This is a genomic window from Roseobacter sp. HKCCA2468, from assembly GCF_037805105.1.
In the GTDB taxonomy this organism is placed as follows: Bacteria; Pseudomonadota; Alphaproteobacteria; order Rhodobacterales; family Rhodobacteraceae; genus M30B80.
The window spans coordinates 1,243,701-1,258,717 of record NZ_JBBLYN010000001.1 but is presented as its reverse complement, the minus strand read 5'-3'; the positions used below and the strand labels follow the sequence as shown (position 1 = coordinate 1,258,717).

Genomic DNA, 15,017 nt, shown 5'->3' with positions numbered 1-15,017 from the left:
ACTAGATAGAGCAGCTGACTTCTAATCAGCAGGTTCGGGGTTCGAGTCCTCGAGGGATCGCCATTTTTCGGTAACGCTTGCACGAATCACGCGGTGCGTCCGTCATGCGCGGCACAGGGCGAGGTCTATGTGACATCTCTGCGATATGCTGAATTTCCTCGCCCGTGGGCTGATATCCGCGCATCTGGCGGCCAAACCTTAAAAAAATCCTGCTTTTCGGTTCCTAGGCGCGTATGAAAGGCTTATACAGTTTCGCAACACACATGCGCTTGCGGGGAGGCATGACATGATAAGATCAGAACTTGTGCAAAAACTCGCGGAGGAAAATCCGCATCTTTATCAGCGCGATGTTGAGCGGATTGTGGGAGCAATTTTTGACGAAATCATCGAAGCCATGGCGCGAGGAGATCGGGTCGAATTGCGCGGCTTTGGCGCGTTTTCGGTAAAAAAGCGTGATGCACGCGTGGGCCGTAATCCTCGGACGGGCGAGACTGTATCAGTTGAAGAAAAACATGTTCCCTTCTTCAAGGCGGGCAAATTGCTGCGTGACCGATTGAATTCGTAAAGAGAACTGCGCGAGGGTAAGGCGTGATCCGAATAATAAAGCTGAGTTTCATTCTCTGTGTCGCGGTGGTTCTGATTGTTCTGGCGATTGCCAATCGCGATCCGGTGGTGATTCATCTGTTGCCTGCCGATTTGGCGCTGTGGCTGCGGATGGATGTGTCTATATCCCTCCCGCTGTTCTTGATCATTTTCGGCGCGATTACCGCAGGTTTGGTTCTAGGCTTTGTTTGGGAATGGCTGCGCGAACATCGGCATCGTGCGGATGCATCGCGCGCGAAGCGTGATGCGACACGCCTGTCGCGGGAATTGGAAACCCTCAAGGGCGAGGCACGGGCGAAAGAGGGTCAGGATGACATTCTTGCCTTGTTGGAGGATGACAAGCCCTTGCGGCTTGGTTGATCCCTGATGAGCATTTCCATTAAATTTTGTGGCCTTTCTCAGCCTGCCGATATTGTGGCTGCGGCCGAGGCGGGTGCGCGCTATGTGGGTTTTGTATTTTTCCCAAAATCACCCCGCGCGGTTAGCCTGACACAGGCCCGTGACTTGGCGCTTGCCGTTCCCGTAGGCGTGGCCAAGGTGGGTTTGGTGGTCAATCCAGAGGATGCCTTTCTCGATCAACTTCTGGCCGAAGTGCCGCTCGATATTTTGCAATTGCACGGCCATGAAACACCTACCCGTGTGGCGGGAATCCGTGCGCGCACGGGCCTGCCTGTGATGAAGGCCATTGGTATCGCAGACGCGGATGATTTGGGGCAGATTGCGGATTACGCGGCGGTCAGTGATCAATTGCTAATTGATGCCAAGCCGCCGAAAAATGCTGATCTTCCTGGGGGGAATGGTCTTTCTTTTGACTGGCGGTTGTTGGCCGGGCGCAGATGGCCTGTGCCATGGATGCTGGCGGGTGGATTGACGCCTGACAATGTGCGGCTTGCCGTGCAAATGACAGGCGCGCAGCAGGTTGATGTTTCATCAGGCGTGGAAAGTCGGGCAGGGGTAAAAGACCCTACCCTGATCCATGCTTTTGCCGATGCGGTGAACGGGGGCTAAACCTTGCCCCTTTCTCTTGCTCAATTCTTGCGCCCGCGTTAGGCAGTGGGTCGAATGTGAAAAAAGGTGCCTCCATGCCCGATGATATCTTGAACAGCTTTATGACTGGCCCTGATGAAAGCGGCCGCTTTGGCCAATTCGGCGGGCGGTTTGTGTCAGAAACCCTGATGCCGCTGATTTTGGAATTGGAAGCCCAATATGAACGCGCCAAAACAGATCAATCCTTCTGGGATGAAATGCATGATTTGTGGACGCATTATGTCGGCCGTCCGAGCCCCCTCTATTTCGCAGAGCGCCTGACCGAGCATTTGGGCGGCGCAAAAATCTATCTCAAGCGAGATGAGCTAAACCATACGGGCGCGCATAAGATCAACAATGTGTTGGGTCAGATCATTTTGGCCCGCCGCATGGGTAAGACACGGATTATTGCGGAAACAGGTGCGGGCCAGCATGGCGTGGCCACGGCGACAGTCTGCGCAAAATTTGGCTTGAAATGCGTGGTCTATATGGGCGCGCATGATGTTGAACGCCAAGCGCCCAATGTGTTCCGCATGAAGCTGCTTGGGGCCGAGGTTGTGCCTGTGACGTCAGGGCGTGGCACTTTGAAAGACGCGATGAACGATGCCTTGCGCGACTGGGTGACCAATGTGCGTGATACATTCTACTGCATCGGCACGGTCGCAGGCCCCCACCCATATCCTGCGATGGTGCGTGATTTCCAAGCGATCATTGGCAAAGAGGCCCGCGAACAGATGTTGGCCGCCGAAGGCCGTTTGCCAGATACGATCATTGCGGCCATTGGCGGCGGTTCAAATGCGATGGGGCTGTTTTACCCCTTCTTGGATGACAAGGATGTGCAAATCATTGGCGTTGAGGCAGGTGGCAAAGGCGTCAATGACAAGATGGAGCATTGCGCAAGCCTGACAGGGGGGCGTCCGGGTGTGCTGCATGGCAACCGCACCTATTTGCTGCAAGACGAAGATGGACAAATCCTTGAGGGTCATTCGATTTCGGCGGGGCTTGATTACCCTGGCATCGGGCCTGAGCATTCATGGCTCCATGACATTGGGCGCGCTGAATATGTCTCGATCACCGATAGCGAAGCTTTGGAGGCATTTCAGCTTTGCTGCCATCAAGAGGGCATCATTCCCGCGCTAGAGCCAAGCCATGCTTTGGCCCATGTGATGAAAATCGCGCCGACCCTGCCAAAGGATCATTTGATCTGCATGAATATGTGTGGTCGCGGTGATAAAGATATCTTCACAGTGGCCCGTGCCTTGGGATGGGAGATGCAGGGTTAATCCCCGCATCTCTCCCCATTCTGCGCCTAAACCATCGGTTCGGGTGTCACTCGATCTGGTGCAATTCCAATACGGTCAGCGGAATGATTTCGAGCGCACGCATATGGGTTGCGTGTAGGTTCACCTTTGGCGCAACGCCCTCTTCATGAGCCTGTAGGAACCGCGAGGCGCACAGGCACCAGCGATCGCCCTCCTTTAAGCCAAGAAATCCATATTCGGGGCGGGGCGTGGTTAAGTCATTGCCCACATATTTTGAAAAGGCCAGAAATTCGCGGGTCATGACCGCGCAGACAGTATGCGCGCCGAAATCATCATCGCTGGTGTCGCAGCACCCGTTGCGAAAGAAGCCCGTCATTGGATCGCGGCCGCAGCTTTGCAGCGGCGCACCAAATACATTTACGCTTTCATCCATCATCTATCCTCATACGCGCCAAAGGTCTTGCGAGAGAGGGATAGGAACACCCAAGGCGCTAAATGTTTATCGAAACCGATCAACCAGCTTTTGTAACGGGCTTCGGCTGTCTTGCGGTGTCTCTACGGCCTCAGCAGGGGATGGGGCCGTGTCGTGTGATTTGCGCCTCGGCGCTGTTTCGCGGGCGGGTGTGGTGGTTTGTAAGGCCACTGCATTTTGGAACTGCGCGCCATTATCCTGGGCAAGGGCTTTGGCCCCATTCGAGATGCCCCGCAACATCAGCTCTAGCCAAGACTGATCGGCCTTGGAAAAATCAGACAGAACATAGGCCGCGACCCGATCCTTGTGGCCTGGATGGCCAATACCAAGCCGCACACGGTGATAAGCCTCACCAATGTGCTCGTGTAGCGACCGCAGACCATTATGCCCTGCATGCCCTCCGGACGACTTAAGCCGAAGTTTCGATGGGGCAAGGTCAAGCTCGTCATGAAAAACTGTGACATCTTGCGCGGTCAGTTTAAAAAACCGCATTACCTCGCCCACGGATTGCCCCGAGCGGTTCATATAGGTTTCTGGCTTGAGTAAGATCACCTTTTGGCCGCCCAAAACCCCTTCGCAGATTTGGCCTTGAAATTTGCTGCGCCACGGCGAGAACCCATGATCTGCAGCAATATGATCCAAGGCCATGAACCCGATGTTGTGACGGTTCTGGCTATATTTCGTGCCGGGATTTCCAAGACCAACCCAAAGTTTCATAGCTGCTGTGATACCCCGATTGCCCGTCCCGTGAAAGGGTGGTGTATGATAAAATAAAGGCGCGAAGATATCTTCGCGCCTTTATCAATTCGTCAGAAGATCGGCCTGATTATTCGGCTGCTTCTTCTTCGCCTTCAGCAGCGGCTTCGTTATCTGCACTTACCAGACCCGATGGGGCGGTGATATTTGCGATCACGAAATCGCGGTCGATTGTTGGCTTAACGCCTTCTGGCAGAGTGACGTCAGAGATGTGGATCACATCGCCAATGCCGCGGCCTGTCAGGTCAACAGTGATCCCTTCAGGGATGTCACCTGCAATCACCGAAAGCTCAACCTCGGCGCGCACGACTGTCAAAACGCCACCGCGTTTGATGCCAGGTGCGGCTTCGTGGTTGATGAAGTTGACAGGGATGAACAGCTTCACACGCGAAGTGCGGCGCAAGCGCATCAAATCAACATGGGTCGGCAGATCTTTTACCACATCGCGCTGCACGCCACGGCAAATGACGCGCACATCTTCTTGACCTTCAACCTTGAGGTTGAACAGAGTCGAGAGGAAGCGGCCTTCTTTCAGGCGCTTGAGCAATTGGTTAAAGGGGATTTGAATCGCAAGAGGGTCAGCCCCACCGCCATACACAATACCGGGCACTTTGCCTTCACGGCGAGCTTGACGAGCGGCCCCCTTGCCTGTCCCCGTCCGTGCCTCGGCGATAAGATCAGGAATCTCACCAGCCATAGCTATATCTCCATATGTTATGGGCCGCCTCCAAGGGTGTCGGGCCCGTGAAGCCGCGCTCTTACAAGCATTTTCTGCCTTTGACCAGAGCTAAATCTGCCATTTTTCTCATATATCGCTTGAGCCAGTCCAATCGGCGGGGTAGCGATTTCAGCATGCATGCGCTCGCCAAAATTAGACAGGATCTTTCGCTGACCATCAGGCCCGTCTTTGGCTTTATGGTTTTGGGCATCTTTTGGGGCTCTTATGCGGCGCTTGCCCCGCAGATAAAGGCCCAGATCGGGGCAGGCGATGGGCTCTTTGGCACGCTTTTGCTGATGTCCGCTTTGGGGCTTGTTACCGCAATGTGGTTGGCGCCTCGGGTGGATCGGCATTTGGGCAAATGGGGGCTGCCCCTTGGCGCGGGTCTATTGGCCTTGTCGTTTGCGGTTTTGGGTGCGGCAAGCCGACCCTTGGAGTTTGGCATTGGGATGGTTTTAGCGGGGGCGGCTTCGGGGCTGACGGATGTCATTATCAATGCCCGCGTCTCAGAGGCAGAGGCCGCTTATAAGCGTCCGCTTATGTCACTTAATCATGCGATGTTTTCTTTCGCCTATGCGCTTGCTGCATTGAGCGCAGGCACGGCGCGGGAATTTGATGCCTCAGCCTTGCAGGTGTTTTTGGGGTTAGGGGTCATCGTTGCTTTGGCACTGCCCATTTTGCGCAGCCCATCTTTTTTGGTCGGTGCTTCGCAGGATGGCGCAACGGAGCAGGGCGTTGATTTGGCCCCCTTCTGGTCAGGTTTGGTGATCTGGCCTGGATTGGTGGTGATGTTTGGCTTTATGTCAGAGGCCGCGATGGAAAGTTGGTCTGCCTTGCATATTGAACGCTCGCTCGGCGGACGGGCTGTCGAAGGGGCGATTGGCCCCTTCATGTTGGGCTTAACCATGGGGATTGGCCGTCTTGCAGGGCATTTTCTCACGCAAGCGCATGATACGCTGCGCATGGTTTCGCGCGCGGCGTTGGTTTCGGCGGCGGGGGCGGTGATCGCCGCTTTAGCAGTGACGCCCGAGATGGCCTATACAGGATTTGCCATCCAAGGCTTGGGCGTCTCGATTATCGCGCCATTGGCGCTTGGTTTGGCGGGGCAACTCGCAGGGTCTGGGGAAAGAACGCGGATCATCGCCCGCGTGTCGGTCATTGGGTTTGCGGGGTTTTTGCTCGCCCCCGCAACAATGGGATGGATGGCAGAATTGGCCAGTCTGCGGGTGGCTTTTGGCATGATCGCGGTGATTTTGCTCATCATCCCGCTGATCTGCGCGCGTGCGCTGCGCCCCCTCTCACCTGCGCGTGGCGGGCAAGAGGGACGCATCACCGGGGTTTAGCCCCACTCGCCACTAAAGTTTTTCGGAACAAGCAGGTTGTGACGTCCAAGGGCCTTCACATCACGCTCGCCGCACAGCGCCATCGTGCTGTCCAGTTCCTTATGGATCACTTCCAAAGCGCGGGTAACGCCCGCTTCCCCCATGGCGCCAAGCCCGTTGACGAAGGCGCGCCCGATATAGGTGCCTTTTGCCCCCATGGCCAAAGCCTTTAGCACATCCTGACCAGAGCGAATGCCACTGTCGAGATGCACTTCGATCTTGTCGCCCACCGCGTCCAAAATCGGCTCTAACATACGGATTGAGGACAAGGCCCCATCCAATTGCCGCCCGCCATGGTTGGACACAACAATAGCATCCGCGCCGACCTTTGCGGCCATTTTTGCATCTTCGGCATCCAAAATGCCTTTGATGATCACAGGGCCGTCCCACATTTTGCGGAATTGTTTAATGCGTTCCCAATCAAGGCTTTGATCAAAGGCTTGCGCCGTCCATGAACTCAGCGAGGAGGGGTCATCAATCCCAGCCACATGACCCACAATATTACCAAAAAAGCGCCGCTTGGTGCCAAGCATCTCAAGGCCCCATTGCACCTTGGTCATCATATCAGCCACGGATTTCACAGTGAATTTGGGAGGGGCTGACAGCCCGTTTTTGAGGTCTTTGTGGCGTTGACCCAAAAGCTGCAAATCCACTGTAATCACGATGGCCGAGCATTTAGCGTCTTTCGCGCGCTGAAACAGCCGCGTCATGAAATCATCGTCCTTGAGCGTGTAAACCTGAAACCAGAAGGGTTTGCTGGTATGTTCCGCCACATCTTCGATAGAGCAGATCGACATAGTCGAGAGGGTGAAAGGCACGCCAAATTTTTCCGCGGCACGCGCCGCTTTGATCTCGCCATCAGCGCGCTGCATACCCGTCAGCCCAACAGGGGCCAAGGCCACGGGCATCGCCACATCATGGCCAATCATAGTCGAGGCTGTGCTGCGGTTTGACATATCGACCGCCACCCTTTGGCGGAGGCGGATCAGGTCGAAATCGGATGAGTTTTCGCGGAAGGTCTGCTCTGTCCAACTGCCTGATTCTGCGTAATCGTAAAACATCTTTGGCGTGCGCTTTTGATGCAAGCGGCGCAGGTCTTCGATTTCGGTGATGACGGGCATGGTGGCACTCCTCCGCAAGGCTGGTAAGGAAGTCTTACCAATTCTTGCGAAGGCCCGCAATCATTTGGCGCGATGCGCCCCATCGGCCAAGGATTTCACAAAGGCGGTGATCTCTGGCACGGTTTTTCCCTGCTCAATCAGGCTGACAATCGCTGACCCCACGACCGCCCCATCGGCAACGCCGGCAATCGCTTCGGCGGCCTCAGGCGTCTTGATGCCAAAGCCCACAATCACGGGCAGATCGGTCTGCGATTTGATCCGTGCCACCTCTGGCCCAACATCACCCGCCTGCGCATTGGCGGCCCCTGTGATGCCCGTGATCGAAACATAGTAGATAAAGCCCGATGTGTTTTCCAACAGCTTTGGCAGGCGTTTGTCATCACTGGTCGGTGTCGCCAGACGGATGAAATTCAACCCTGCGTTTTGCGCGGGAATGCACAGCTCGCTGTCTTCTTCGGGGGGCAAATCAACGATGATCAAGCCGTCAATGCCCGCCTCTTTGGCTTGCTCCAAAAAGCGATCTACACCGCGGCTGTAAATCGGGTTGTAATATCCCATCATCACAATCGGTGTGTCATTATCGGTTTTGCGCAACTCACGCGCCATTTGCAGCGTTTTGTCGAGGGTCTGCCCCCCTTCAAGCGCGCGCTGCCCCGCAAGCTGAATGGTCGAGCCATCCGCCATTGGATCGGTAAAGGGCAGGCCCAATTCGATGATATCCACACCCGCCGCAGGCAGGGCTTTGATCAACTCAAGCGAGGTGTCGTAATCAGGATCGCCCGCCATGACATAGGCGACAAAGGCCTTCTTGCCCTCTTGGGCCAGCCGCGCAAAAGTGGTGTCGATCCGTGTCATAGGTGCCTCCCGCGAAATCGTTCGTTTGGGGTTTGCGGCAAATAGCGGCGGAAATCAATGGGGCCTGACGGGTTCGGGCCATTGCCCCGCCGTGCAGTTCGCCCTAGAAGGCAGCCAACGCGCATCACGGAGGTCGCTTGCAATGGGTTTCAAAATGGGAATCGTGGGTCTGCCCAATGTTGGGAAATCCACGCTGTTCAACGCCTTGACCAAAACCGCAGCCGCACAGGCCGCGAATTTCCCCTTTTGCACCATCGAGCCGAATGTGGGCGATGTGGCCGTGCCTGACCCGCGCCTTGAGAAATTGGCCGCGATAGCAGGCTCAAAACAGATCATTCCAACCCGCATGACCTTTGTCGATATTGCGGGCCTCGTGCGCGGGGCCTCTAAGGGCGAGGGGTTGGGCAACCAATTCCTAGCCAATATCCGCGAGACTGATGCCATCGCCCAAGTGTTGCGCTGCTTCATTGATGATGATGTGACCCATGTGGAAGGCCGCGTTGACCCCGTGGCAGATGCTGAAACCATCGAAACCGAACTGATGCTCGCTGATCTCGAAAGCATCGAGAAACGCCTGCAAAACCTGACCCGCAAAGTGCGCGGTGGCGACAAAGAGGCGGTGCAGCAAGAGCGCCTTTTGAAAGAGGCGCAGGCGATGCTAGAGCAGGGCAAACCCGCCCGCATGGTCGAGGTGGCCGAGGATGACGCAAAAGCGTGGAAGATGCTGCAACTGCTGACCACCAAGCCCGTGCTATATGTTTGCAATGTGGACGAGGCCTCTGCCGCCACAGGCAATGACCTCTCCGCGCGGGTGGAGGAGATGGCCAAGGCGCAAGGGGCGGCTTCGGTCGTTATCTCAGCCGCGATTGAGGAAGAAATCAGCCAATTGCCTGCCGAGGATGCCGCCGTGTTCTTGGGCGAAATGGGGTTAGAGGAGGCAGGTCTCGACCGCCTTATTCGCGCGGGCTATGACCTTCTGGCATTGGAAACCTATTTCACCGTTGGCCCGAAAGAGGCCCGCGCATGGACGATCCGCCACGGCACCGCCGCGCCACAAGCCGCGGGCGTGATCCATGGCGATTTCGAGCGCGGCTTCATCCGCGCCGAAACCATCGCCTATGAGGATTACGTCACCTTGGGCGGCGAGGTTGCAGCCAAGGATGCAGGCAAAATGCGGGTCGAGGGCAAAAGCTATATCGTCAAAGATGGCGATGTGCTGCATTTCCTCTTCAACGCCTAATCCTGTTGCCGCGCCACCCCCGTGACCCCTGCGGCGGCGAAGGCAAGCACGATCCAGCCTGCGGCAGACAGCACCCATTTCCCCTACCAAAGCGTGCATCCCGCCCATCCGCGCGCGGCAAGGGCTTTGCCCATACCCCATCGCATTTCGCACGATTTCCCCCCTTGCCCCTGCGCGCCCATGTCGTTAGACGGGTCGGCGGAGACGTGGCCGAGTGGTCGAAGGCGCTCCCCTGCTAAGGGAGTAGACGGGAAACCGTCTCGTGGGTTCGAATCCCATCGTCTCCGCCATCTTCCTTTATTTGGCGGTATAAAGTCGGGCCTGCTGTTTTGGTGGGGTCGTTTGGATGTTGCCGCTGCGTTAGTTCAGCAGCGAGATGGATGGGTCGATTTTGTCATCTTCGCGCAGCCAGTTGGGGAAGGCGGCGGCGCGTTCTTGTCGGGCCACTTGTTGTTCAAGTTGGTTCAGCGTTGCGCTATGCGCAGACGCACCGCCGAGGCCCTTTGTGGTGGCGACCTCTGCGATCTTATCGGCGGCGACAGTCACAAAATTATCGCTCAATCGGCGGGTCAGCCAAAACGCAAAGGTCATGCCTTGCGCATCCACGCAATTGAGGCGAACGCGATCTTCGATGGGCACATATTCTGCGGTAAAGGTTTTGATCTGGCGCAGGGTGGGTTGTTTTTTGCGATTTTCCGTTTGCACAGTTCCGCTTTCGTCACCCAGGCGTGGCGGGGGCCACAGAGCTATCGAACACCTGTCTCGCGCATAACAGCTTTCGCGTAAACCAAAAAAGGTTTCTCTGAATGGACAGGGAGCCATCTCTGGCCCCCTGTCGCATCGTGTTTTGATCTCGCCTATGATTACAGCATCTGCGACAGAAAATAGATTGGGGCCGCGATTGCAAAAGTTGCACAGGCGGCTTTCGACAGGCACACGGCGCAGGCTAGCGGGCCTTTGCCGGTGGTCATTTCACCAAACCACCCCAAAAACGCACCGACTGCATAGCCCGCCGCTTCGCGTTTTAGCTGTTCTTGTTTGAGTGATGCCTGTGACTGGGCATAGCGCGCTTCGAGATCAATTTGACCTTGTTGCACCATGTCGCGGGTCATTGATTGGTCATTCATCCTCGCCTCCTAAATCAAGTCAGTCCCGCTGACTTAGTGCCGTGGCAGGAAAGGCAAGGCGTCAGGTTAACCTGCGGGCCGTATCGGAGATTTTCTCAAGTCTTGATTTTTTCCGCGCGATAAGAAAACGTAAAGCTTGGTAAAAAATTGAAAGTGAGACAAATGGAAGATCGGCCCGTGCGCAATATGGAGGAGTTTGCCGCCTTTTGCGGGGTGTCGCGTCCGACTGTGTCAAAATATTTTCACGACCCCGAAAGCGTCCGCCCCGCCACCCGCGCCAAAATTGAGCAGGCGTTGGAGGAAAGCAATTATCGTCCCAATATCTTTGCGGTGAACCAGAACCGCAAACTGACGAAGAATATCGGCATTGTTTTGCCCTATCTGGCAGACCCGTTTTTTGCCGAAATCGCAAGGCGGATCGAGACATTGGTGATTGCGCAGGGGTTTCGTCCAATTTTGCTGAGCTCGCATGGCGATCCGCAGCTTGAGGTTGGCAATTTGGACGCACTACGCGCGATTAAGCCTGCGGCTGTTTTATTGGCCCCGCTTGGGCGTGCCTCTGATCGGGCGGCGTTGGAAAGCTTTTGCGCTGATGTGCCTACAGTGAATTTTGATGCCAATATTGAGGGGATCGGCGAGGCCTTTGTGGGTCACAACAACGAACAAGCAACCGATAAGATGGTCGAATATCTGACCCGCACAGGCGAGCCGCCCGTATTTTTCGAGATGCGCACGCCGCCCAACCCAAATGCCAATAAGCGCCGCTTGGCCTATATCGGCGCGATGGAACGATTGGGGTTCGCGCCACAGGTCGTGCAGGCCCATGGGGAAGGGTGGGCGCTCGAGGAGATCGGCTATAACGAAGGGCGGCGGGTGATTATGGAACGCGCCTTTTCAAGCAATACGATTTTCTGTAGCAATGACCGCTTGGCCATTGGCTTTTTGGCGGCGGCTTATGAATTGGGTTTGCGCGTGGGGCGTGAGGCGGATTGCGCGCTGCGGGTGGCGGGGCATGACAACCACCCCGTGGCGCGGTTTACCTGCCCGACCTTGACCACCATCTCACATGATTATGCGCGCATTGCCACGAAAAGCGTTGAGACAATGATGGCTTTGATCGAGTCGGGCGAACGCGGCGATACCCGACAAGTGACGTTGTTTGATGGCGAGTTGATTATGCGCGCTTCGGCATAATCCAAGGTTATCAAGGGCTAAGATAAAAATTTACACGCGTAAATTTTTTTATTGACGGGAAACAAGTCTTGTCAGTAACGTCTGGTCACTGAATAGAATCCTTGGGAGGAGTAGGATGACTATGAAACGCTCGTTGCTTGCAGCGACAGCTTTGTCTGTGCTGACTGCTGGCGCTGCGATGGCGCAGACCATCACAATCGCAACCGTAAACAATGGCGATATGATCCGTATGCAGGGCTATACGGATACATTCACAGAACAAACTGGTATCAATGTTGAGTGGGTGACCCTTGAGGAAAACGTGCTGCGTCAGCGCGTGACCACCGACATCACCACAAATGGTGGCCAGTTCGACATCATGACCATCGGCATGTATGAGGCGCCGATCTGGGGTTCTAATGATTGGCTTGTGCCTTTGGACGACCTCAGCGCCGAATACGATGTGGCCGACCTTCTGCCTGCAATGGCAGGCGGGTTGAGCTATGACGGCACGCTTTACGCGGCACCGTTCTACGGCGAAAGCTCGATGGTGATGTATCGCACAGACCTGATGGAAGCAGCCGGTCTGGAAATGCCAGAAGCGCCAACTTGGGCCTTCATCCGCGAAGCGGCGGCAGCGATGACAGATCGCGCTAATGACATCAACGGCATCTGTCTGCGTGGTAAGGCAGGTTGGGGTGAAGGCGGCGCTTTCATCACTGCAATGTCCAACTCATTTGGCGCGCGTTGGTTCGACATGGACTGGAACGCACAGTTCGACACACAGCCATGGCGTGACACGTTGGAATTCTTTGTTGGCATGATGAATGAATCTGGCCCTGCGGGCTATGCCACCAACGGCTTCAACGAGAACCTGTCGCTGTTCCAGCAGGGCAAGTGCGGTATGTGGATTGACGCGACTGTTGCGGCATCCTTCGTCACCAACCCCAATGACTCGACTGTTGCAGATCACGTAGGTTTTGCTCTGGCACCTGATAATGGCCTTGGGAAGCGTTCCAACTGGCTCTGGGCTTGGGCCTTGGCAATCCCTGCGGGCACACAGCAAGCAGATGCAGCCAAGCAGTTCATCGAATGGGCGACTTCCAAAGAATATATCGAATTGGTTGCCGCCAATGAAGGTTGGGCAAACGTGCCTCCAGGCGCACGCACCTCGCTCTATGAGAACCCCAACTACGCAGACGTTCCATTTGCAGACATGACGCTTCGTTCGATCTTGTCCGCAGACCCGAACGACTCGACCGTTGAGCCAAGCCCCTATGTCGGCATTCAGTTCGCAGCGATCCCAGAATTTGCGGGCATCGCATCTGAAGTGAGCCAAGAATTCTCGGCAGTTTATGCAGGGCAGCAGTCCATTGATGAGGCTTTGGAAAAAGCACAAGCCATCACCAATGAAGCAATGGAAGCTGCGGGCTATCGCTAAGCGGTAACCCACCTCCCCAAGAACGTGGGAGGCGTCTCAAGGTCGCCTCCCACATTTTCCGACATCGCCCCCGTATTTGTTATTATATATTGACCAGACCCGATGTCTGTCCCGTGAAGGATTTGCCGATGGCCACCCAACATTCACGATCCGCTGCGCGTGTGATGATGGCCCCTGCCGTGATCTTGCTGCTTGGTTGGATGCTAGTTCCGTTGACCATGACCTTGTGGTTTTCGTTTCGGCAATATCTGCCGCTGCGCGGTGGCGACCAAGGCTTTATCGGGTTTGAGAATTACATCCGCTTTATCAGCTCAAGTTCGTTTTGGCCTGCGGTTCAAACCACCCTTGTGATCGTGCTTGGGGTTTTGGCCATCACTGTCATCCTTGGGATCTTCCTCGCCATGCTGTTGGATCAACCCATTTGGGGGCAGGGTGTCGTGCGGATCATGGTCATCGCGCCCTTTTTCGTTATGCCCACTGTATCGGCCTTGGTGTGGAAGAATATCTTTATGGATCCCGTCAATGGCCTGTTCGCGCATTTGTGGCGCGCCTTTGGGGCCGAACCTGTTGTGTGGTTATCGGATGTGCCGATTACATCGCTGATCATGATTGTCTCGTGGCAATGGCTGCCTTTTGCCACGCTGATTTTGCTAACCGCGATCCAATCTTTGGATGGTGAGCAATTAGAGGCCGCCGAAATGGATGGCGCGGGCCCTGTTGCACGGTTTTTCAATCTGGTGCTGCCGCATTTGGCGCGGGCGATCACGATTGTGATCTTGATCCAGACGATTTTCTTACTGTCTATTTTCGCCGAAATTTTTGTGACCACGGGCGGGGCCTTTGGCACGCGGACGCTGACCTATCTGATCTTCCAACGCGTGTTGGAAAGCCAGAATGTGGGTCTGGGCTCTGCGGGCGGGGTCTACGCCATCATCCTTGCCAATATTGTTGCCGTCTTCTTGATGCGCATCGTTGGCAAGAATTTGGACGCGTGAGGAGGAAACGCATGGCCCGCGCAGTCACCCCAAACCGTAAGCTCATCAATACTTTGGTTGCATGGACGATTGGCTTTTTGATCTTCTTCCCGATCTTGTGGACGATCCTGACAAGCTTCAAAACCGAGGCGCAAGCGATCAATGACCCGCCTTTATTCTTGTTCTTTGACTGGACGCTAGAGAATTATGGCGTTGTGCAGGAGCGGTCGGACTACACCCGCTATCTGTGGAATTCGATCATCATCGCCTTTGGTTCAACCGCGCTTGGCCTGTTGGTGGCAATCCCTGCCGCTTGGGCTATGGCCTTTGTGCCGTCCAAACGCACCAAGGATATTTTGCTGTGGATGTTGTCCACCAAAATGTTGCCTGCGGTTGGGGTGCTTTACCCCATTTACCTGCTCTTCATTGAGCTTGGCCTTCTCGACAGCCGCTTTGGTTTGGTTGTGGTTATGATGCTCATCAATCTGCCAATCATTGTCTGGATGCTCTATACCTATTTCAAGGAAATCCCGAGCGAGATCCTAGAGGCCGCGCGGATGGATGGCGCGACCTTGCGCGAGGAAATCCTGTATGTGCTGACACCAATGGCCATTCCTGGAATTGCCTCAACCATTTTGCTCAATGTCATTTTGGCGTGGAACGAGGCGTTTTGGACATTGAACCTCACAGCGGCCAATGCAGCCCCGCTGACGGCCTTCATTGCTAGTTATTCTAGCCCAGAAGGGCTGTTCTACGCGAAGCTATCGGCAGCTTCGACCATGGCGATTGCGCCCATTCTTGTGATGGGGTGGTTCAGCCAGAAACAACTTGTGCGCGGCCTGACCTTTGGCGCGGTTAAATAAGCGG

At 55.5% G+C, this 15,017-nt stretch carries 17 protein-coding genes and 1 tRNA gene; 11 read left to right on the top strand and 7 right to left on the bottom strand.

Features of this window, described 5'->3' with window-relative positions:
- The first annotated feature begins 286 nt into the window (after positions 1-286).
- The 4 genes from ihfB (at position 287) to trpB (ending at position 2,912) form a co-directional block, all read left to right on the top strand.
- Positions 287-565, top strand: coding sequence for an integration host factor subunit beta (gene ihfB, locus AAC620_RS06315; protein WP_317656384.1), 279 nt, complete (start codon positions 287-289; stop codon positions 563-565).
- A 23-nt stretch (positions 566-588) separates the two neighbouring features.
- A complete protein-coding gene (locus AAC620_RS06310; protein ID WP_340243478.1) occupies positions 589-963 on the top strand; it encodes a LapA family protein in 375 nt (124 codons plus the stop codon).
- 6 nt (positions 964-969) lie between these two features.
- Complete coding sequence (locus AAC620_RS06305) at positions 970-1,611, top strand: phosphoribosylanthranilate isomerase (protein WP_340243475.1); 642 nt, start codon at positions 970-972, stop codon at positions 1,609-1,611.
- Between the two features lie 74 nt (positions 1,612-1,685).
- Positions 1,686-2,912 (top strand): tryptophan synthase subunit beta, encoded by a 1,227-nt coding sequence (gene trpB / locus AAC620_RS06300; RefSeq protein WP_340243473.1) that lies wholly within the window; start codon positions 1,686-1,688, stop codon positions 2,910-2,912.
- 46 nt (positions 2,913-2,958) lie between these two features.
- On the opposite strand, the gene AAC620_RS06295 is transcribed toward trpB, so the two are convergent.
- The 3 genes from AAC620_RS06295 to AAC620_RS06285 form a co-directional block, all read right to left on the bottom strand.
- Entirely contained in the window at positions 2,959-3,327 is a 369-nt protein-coding gene (locus tag AAC620_RS06295; RefSeq protein WP_317656380.1) for a DUF2237 family protein, read from the bottom strand.
- 63 nt (positions 3,328-3,390) lie between these two features.
- Positions 3,391-4,080 carry an aminoacyl-tRNA hydrolase gene (gene pth, locus AAC620_RS06290; RefSeq protein ID WP_340243469.1) on the bottom strand — a complete coding sequence of 230 codons (690 nt, stop codon included), beginning with the start codon at positions 4,078-4,080 and terminating at the stop codon, positions 3,391-3,393.
- A gap of 109 nt (positions 4,081-4,189) precedes the next feature.
- Entirely contained in the window at positions 4,190-4,816 is a 627-nt protein-coding gene (locus tag AAC620_RS06285; RefSeq protein ID WP_340243467.1) for a 50S ribosomal protein L25/general stress protein Ctc, read from the bottom strand.
- 155 nt (positions 4,817-4,971) lie between these two features.
- Between AAC620_RS06285 and AAC620_RS06280 the strand changes: the two genes are divergently transcribed.
- Positions 4,972-6,180, top strand: coding sequence for an MFS transporter (locus tag AAC620_RS06280; protein ID WP_340243465.1), 1,209 nt, complete (start codon positions 4,972-4,974; stop codon positions 6,178-6,180).
- On the opposite strand, the gene AAC620_RS06275 is transcribed toward AAC620_RS06280, so the two are convergent.
- Together AAC620_RS06275 and trpA are read right to left on the bottom strand one after the other, a co-directional pair.
- The gene (locus AAC620_RS06275; protein WP_340243463.1) at positions 6,177-7,340 is read right to left on the bottom strand and encodes an alpha-hydroxy acid oxidase; all 1,164 of its coding nucleotides are present in this window, start codon (positions 7,338-7,340) and stop codon (positions 6,177-6,179) included. The genes AAC620_RS06280 and AAC620_RS06275 overlap by 4 nt on opposite strands.
- Positions 7,341-7,400: 60 nt before the next feature.
- Positions 7,401-8,195: a tryptophan synthase subunit alpha gene (gene trpA / locus AAC620_RS06270; RefSeq protein WP_317656372.1), complete on the bottom strand. Its 795-nt coding sequence runs from the start codon at positions 8,193-8,195 to the stop codon at positions 7,401-7,403.
- 142 nt (positions 8,196-8,337) lie between these two features.
- On the opposite strand from trpA, the gene ychF reads away from it, so the two are divergent.
- Both ychF and AAC620_RS06260 read left to right on the top strand, forming a co-directional pair.
- Positions 8,338-9,435, top strand: a complete 1,098-nt coding sequence (gene ychF, locus AAC620_RS06265; RefSeq protein ID WP_317656370.1) for a redox-regulated ATPase YchF — start codon at positions 8,338-8,340, stop codon at positions 9,433-9,435.
- Between the two features lie 200 nt (positions 9,436-9,635).
- Positions 9,636-9,725, top strand: a tRNA-Ser gene (locus AAC620_RS06260).
- A gap of 70 nt (positions 9,726-9,795) precedes the next feature.
- Here the strand turns inward: AAC620_RS06260 and AAC620_RS06255 are convergent.
- Complete coding sequence (locus AAC620_RS06255; protein ID WP_340243459.1) at positions 9,796-10,140, bottom strand: hypothetical protein; 345 nt, start codon at positions 10,138-10,140, stop codon at positions 9,796-9,798.
- Between the two features lie 158 nt (positions 10,141-10,298).
- Entirely contained in the window at positions 10,299-10,562 is a 264-nt protein-coding gene (locus AAC620_RS06250; RefSeq protein WP_340243458.1) for a hypothetical protein, read from the bottom strand.
- Positions 10,563-10,724: 162 nt separating this feature from the next.
- Between AAC620_RS06250 and AAC620_RS06245 the strand changes: the two genes are divergently transcribed.
- The 4 genes from AAC620_RS06245 to AAC620_RS06230 all read left to right on the top strand — a co-directional run bounded on the left by AAC620_RS06245 (position 10,725) and on the right by AAC620_RS06230 (position 15,013).
- Positions 10,725-11,756: a LacI family DNA-binding transcriptional regulator gene (locus AAC620_RS06245; protein ID WP_340243457.1), complete on the top strand. Its 1,032-nt coding sequence runs from the start codon at positions 10,725-10,727 to the stop codon at positions 11,754-11,756.
- 115 nt (positions 11,757-11,871) lie between these two features.
- On the top strand, positions 11,872-13,176 hold the full coding sequence (locus AAC620_RS06240; protein WP_340243454.1) for an ABC transporter substrate-binding protein: 1,305 nt from the start codon (positions 11,872-11,874) through the stop codon (positions 13,174-13,176).
- A gap of 128 nt (positions 13,177-13,304) precedes the next feature.
- Positions 13,305-14,171, top strand: coding sequence for a carbohydrate ABC transporter permease (locus tag AAC620_RS06235; protein WP_317656336.1), 867 nt, complete (start codon positions 13,305-13,307; stop codon positions 14,169-14,171).
- Between the two features lie 11 nt (positions 14,172-14,182).
- Positions 14,183-15,013: a carbohydrate ABC transporter permease gene (locus AAC620_RS06230; RefSeq protein WP_317656335.1), complete on the top strand. Its 831-nt coding sequence runs from the start codon at positions 14,183-14,185 to the stop codon at positions 15,011-15,013.
- The last annotated feature ends 4 nt before the right edge of the window (positions 15,014-15,017 follow it).

Excerpts from the sequence above, each read along its gene's own strand:
- AAC620_RS06250 (WP_340243458.1), bottom strand. The coding sequence starts at position 10,562 with ATGAATGACCAATCAATGACCCGCGACATGGTGCAACAAGGTCAAATT.
- ihfB (WP_317656384.1), top strand. The coding sequence starts at position 287 with ATGATAAGATCAGAACTTGTGCAAAAACTCGCGGAGGAAAATCCGCAT.
- pth (WP_340243469.1), bottom strand. The coding sequence starts at position 4,080 with ATGAAACTTTGGGTTGGTCTTGGAAATCCCGGCACGAAATATAGCCAG.
- AAC620_RS06285 (WP_340243467.1), bottom strand. The coding sequence starts at position 4,816 with ATGGCTGGTGAGATTCCTGATCTTATCGCCGAGGCACGGACGGGGACA.
- AAC620_RS06230 (WP_317656335.1), top strand. The coding sequence starts at position 14,183 with ATGGCCCGCGCAGTCACCCCAAACCGTAAGCTCATCAATACTTTGGTT.
- AAC620_RS06240 (WP_340243454.1), top strand. The coding sequence starts at position 11,872 with ATGACTATGAAACGCTCGTTGCTTGCAGCGACAGCTTTGTCTGTGCTG.
- AAC620_RS06295 (WP_317656380.1), bottom strand. The coding sequence starts at position 3,327 with ATGATGGATGAAAGCGTAAATGTATTTGGTGCGCCGCTGCAAAGCTGC.
- AAC620_RS06305 (WP_340243475.1), top strand. The coding sequence starts at position 970 with ATGAGCATTTCCATTAAATTTTGTGGCCTTTCTCAGCCTGCCGATATT.
- AAC620_RS06235 (WP_317656336.1), top strand. The coding sequence starts at position 13,305 with ATGGCCACCCAACATTCACGATCCGCTGCGCGTGTGATGATGGCCCCT.
- trpA (WP_317656372.1), bottom strand. The coding sequence starts at position 8,195 with ATGACACGGATCGACACCACTTTTGCGCGGCTGGCCCAAGAGGGCAAG.
- trpB (WP_340243473.1), top strand. The coding sequence starts at position 1,686 with ATGCCCGATGATATCTTGAACAGCTTTATGACTGGCCCTGATGAAAGC.
- ychF (WP_317656370.1), top strand. The coding sequence starts at position 8,338 with ATGGGTTTCAAAATGGGAATCGTGGGTCTGCCCAATGTTGGGAAATCC.
- AAC620_RS06280 (WP_340243465.1), top strand. The coding sequence starts at position 4,972 with ATGCATGCGCTCGCCAAAATTAGACAGGATCTTTCGCTGACCATCAGG.
- AAC620_RS06245 (WP_340243457.1), top strand. The coding sequence starts at position 10,725 with ATGGAAGATCGGCCCGTGCGCAATATGGAGGAGTTTGCCGCCTTTTGC.
- AAC620_RS06275 (WP_340243463.1), bottom strand. The coding sequence starts at position 7,340 with ATGCCCGTCATCACCGAAATCGAAGACCTGCGCCGCTTGCATCAAAAG.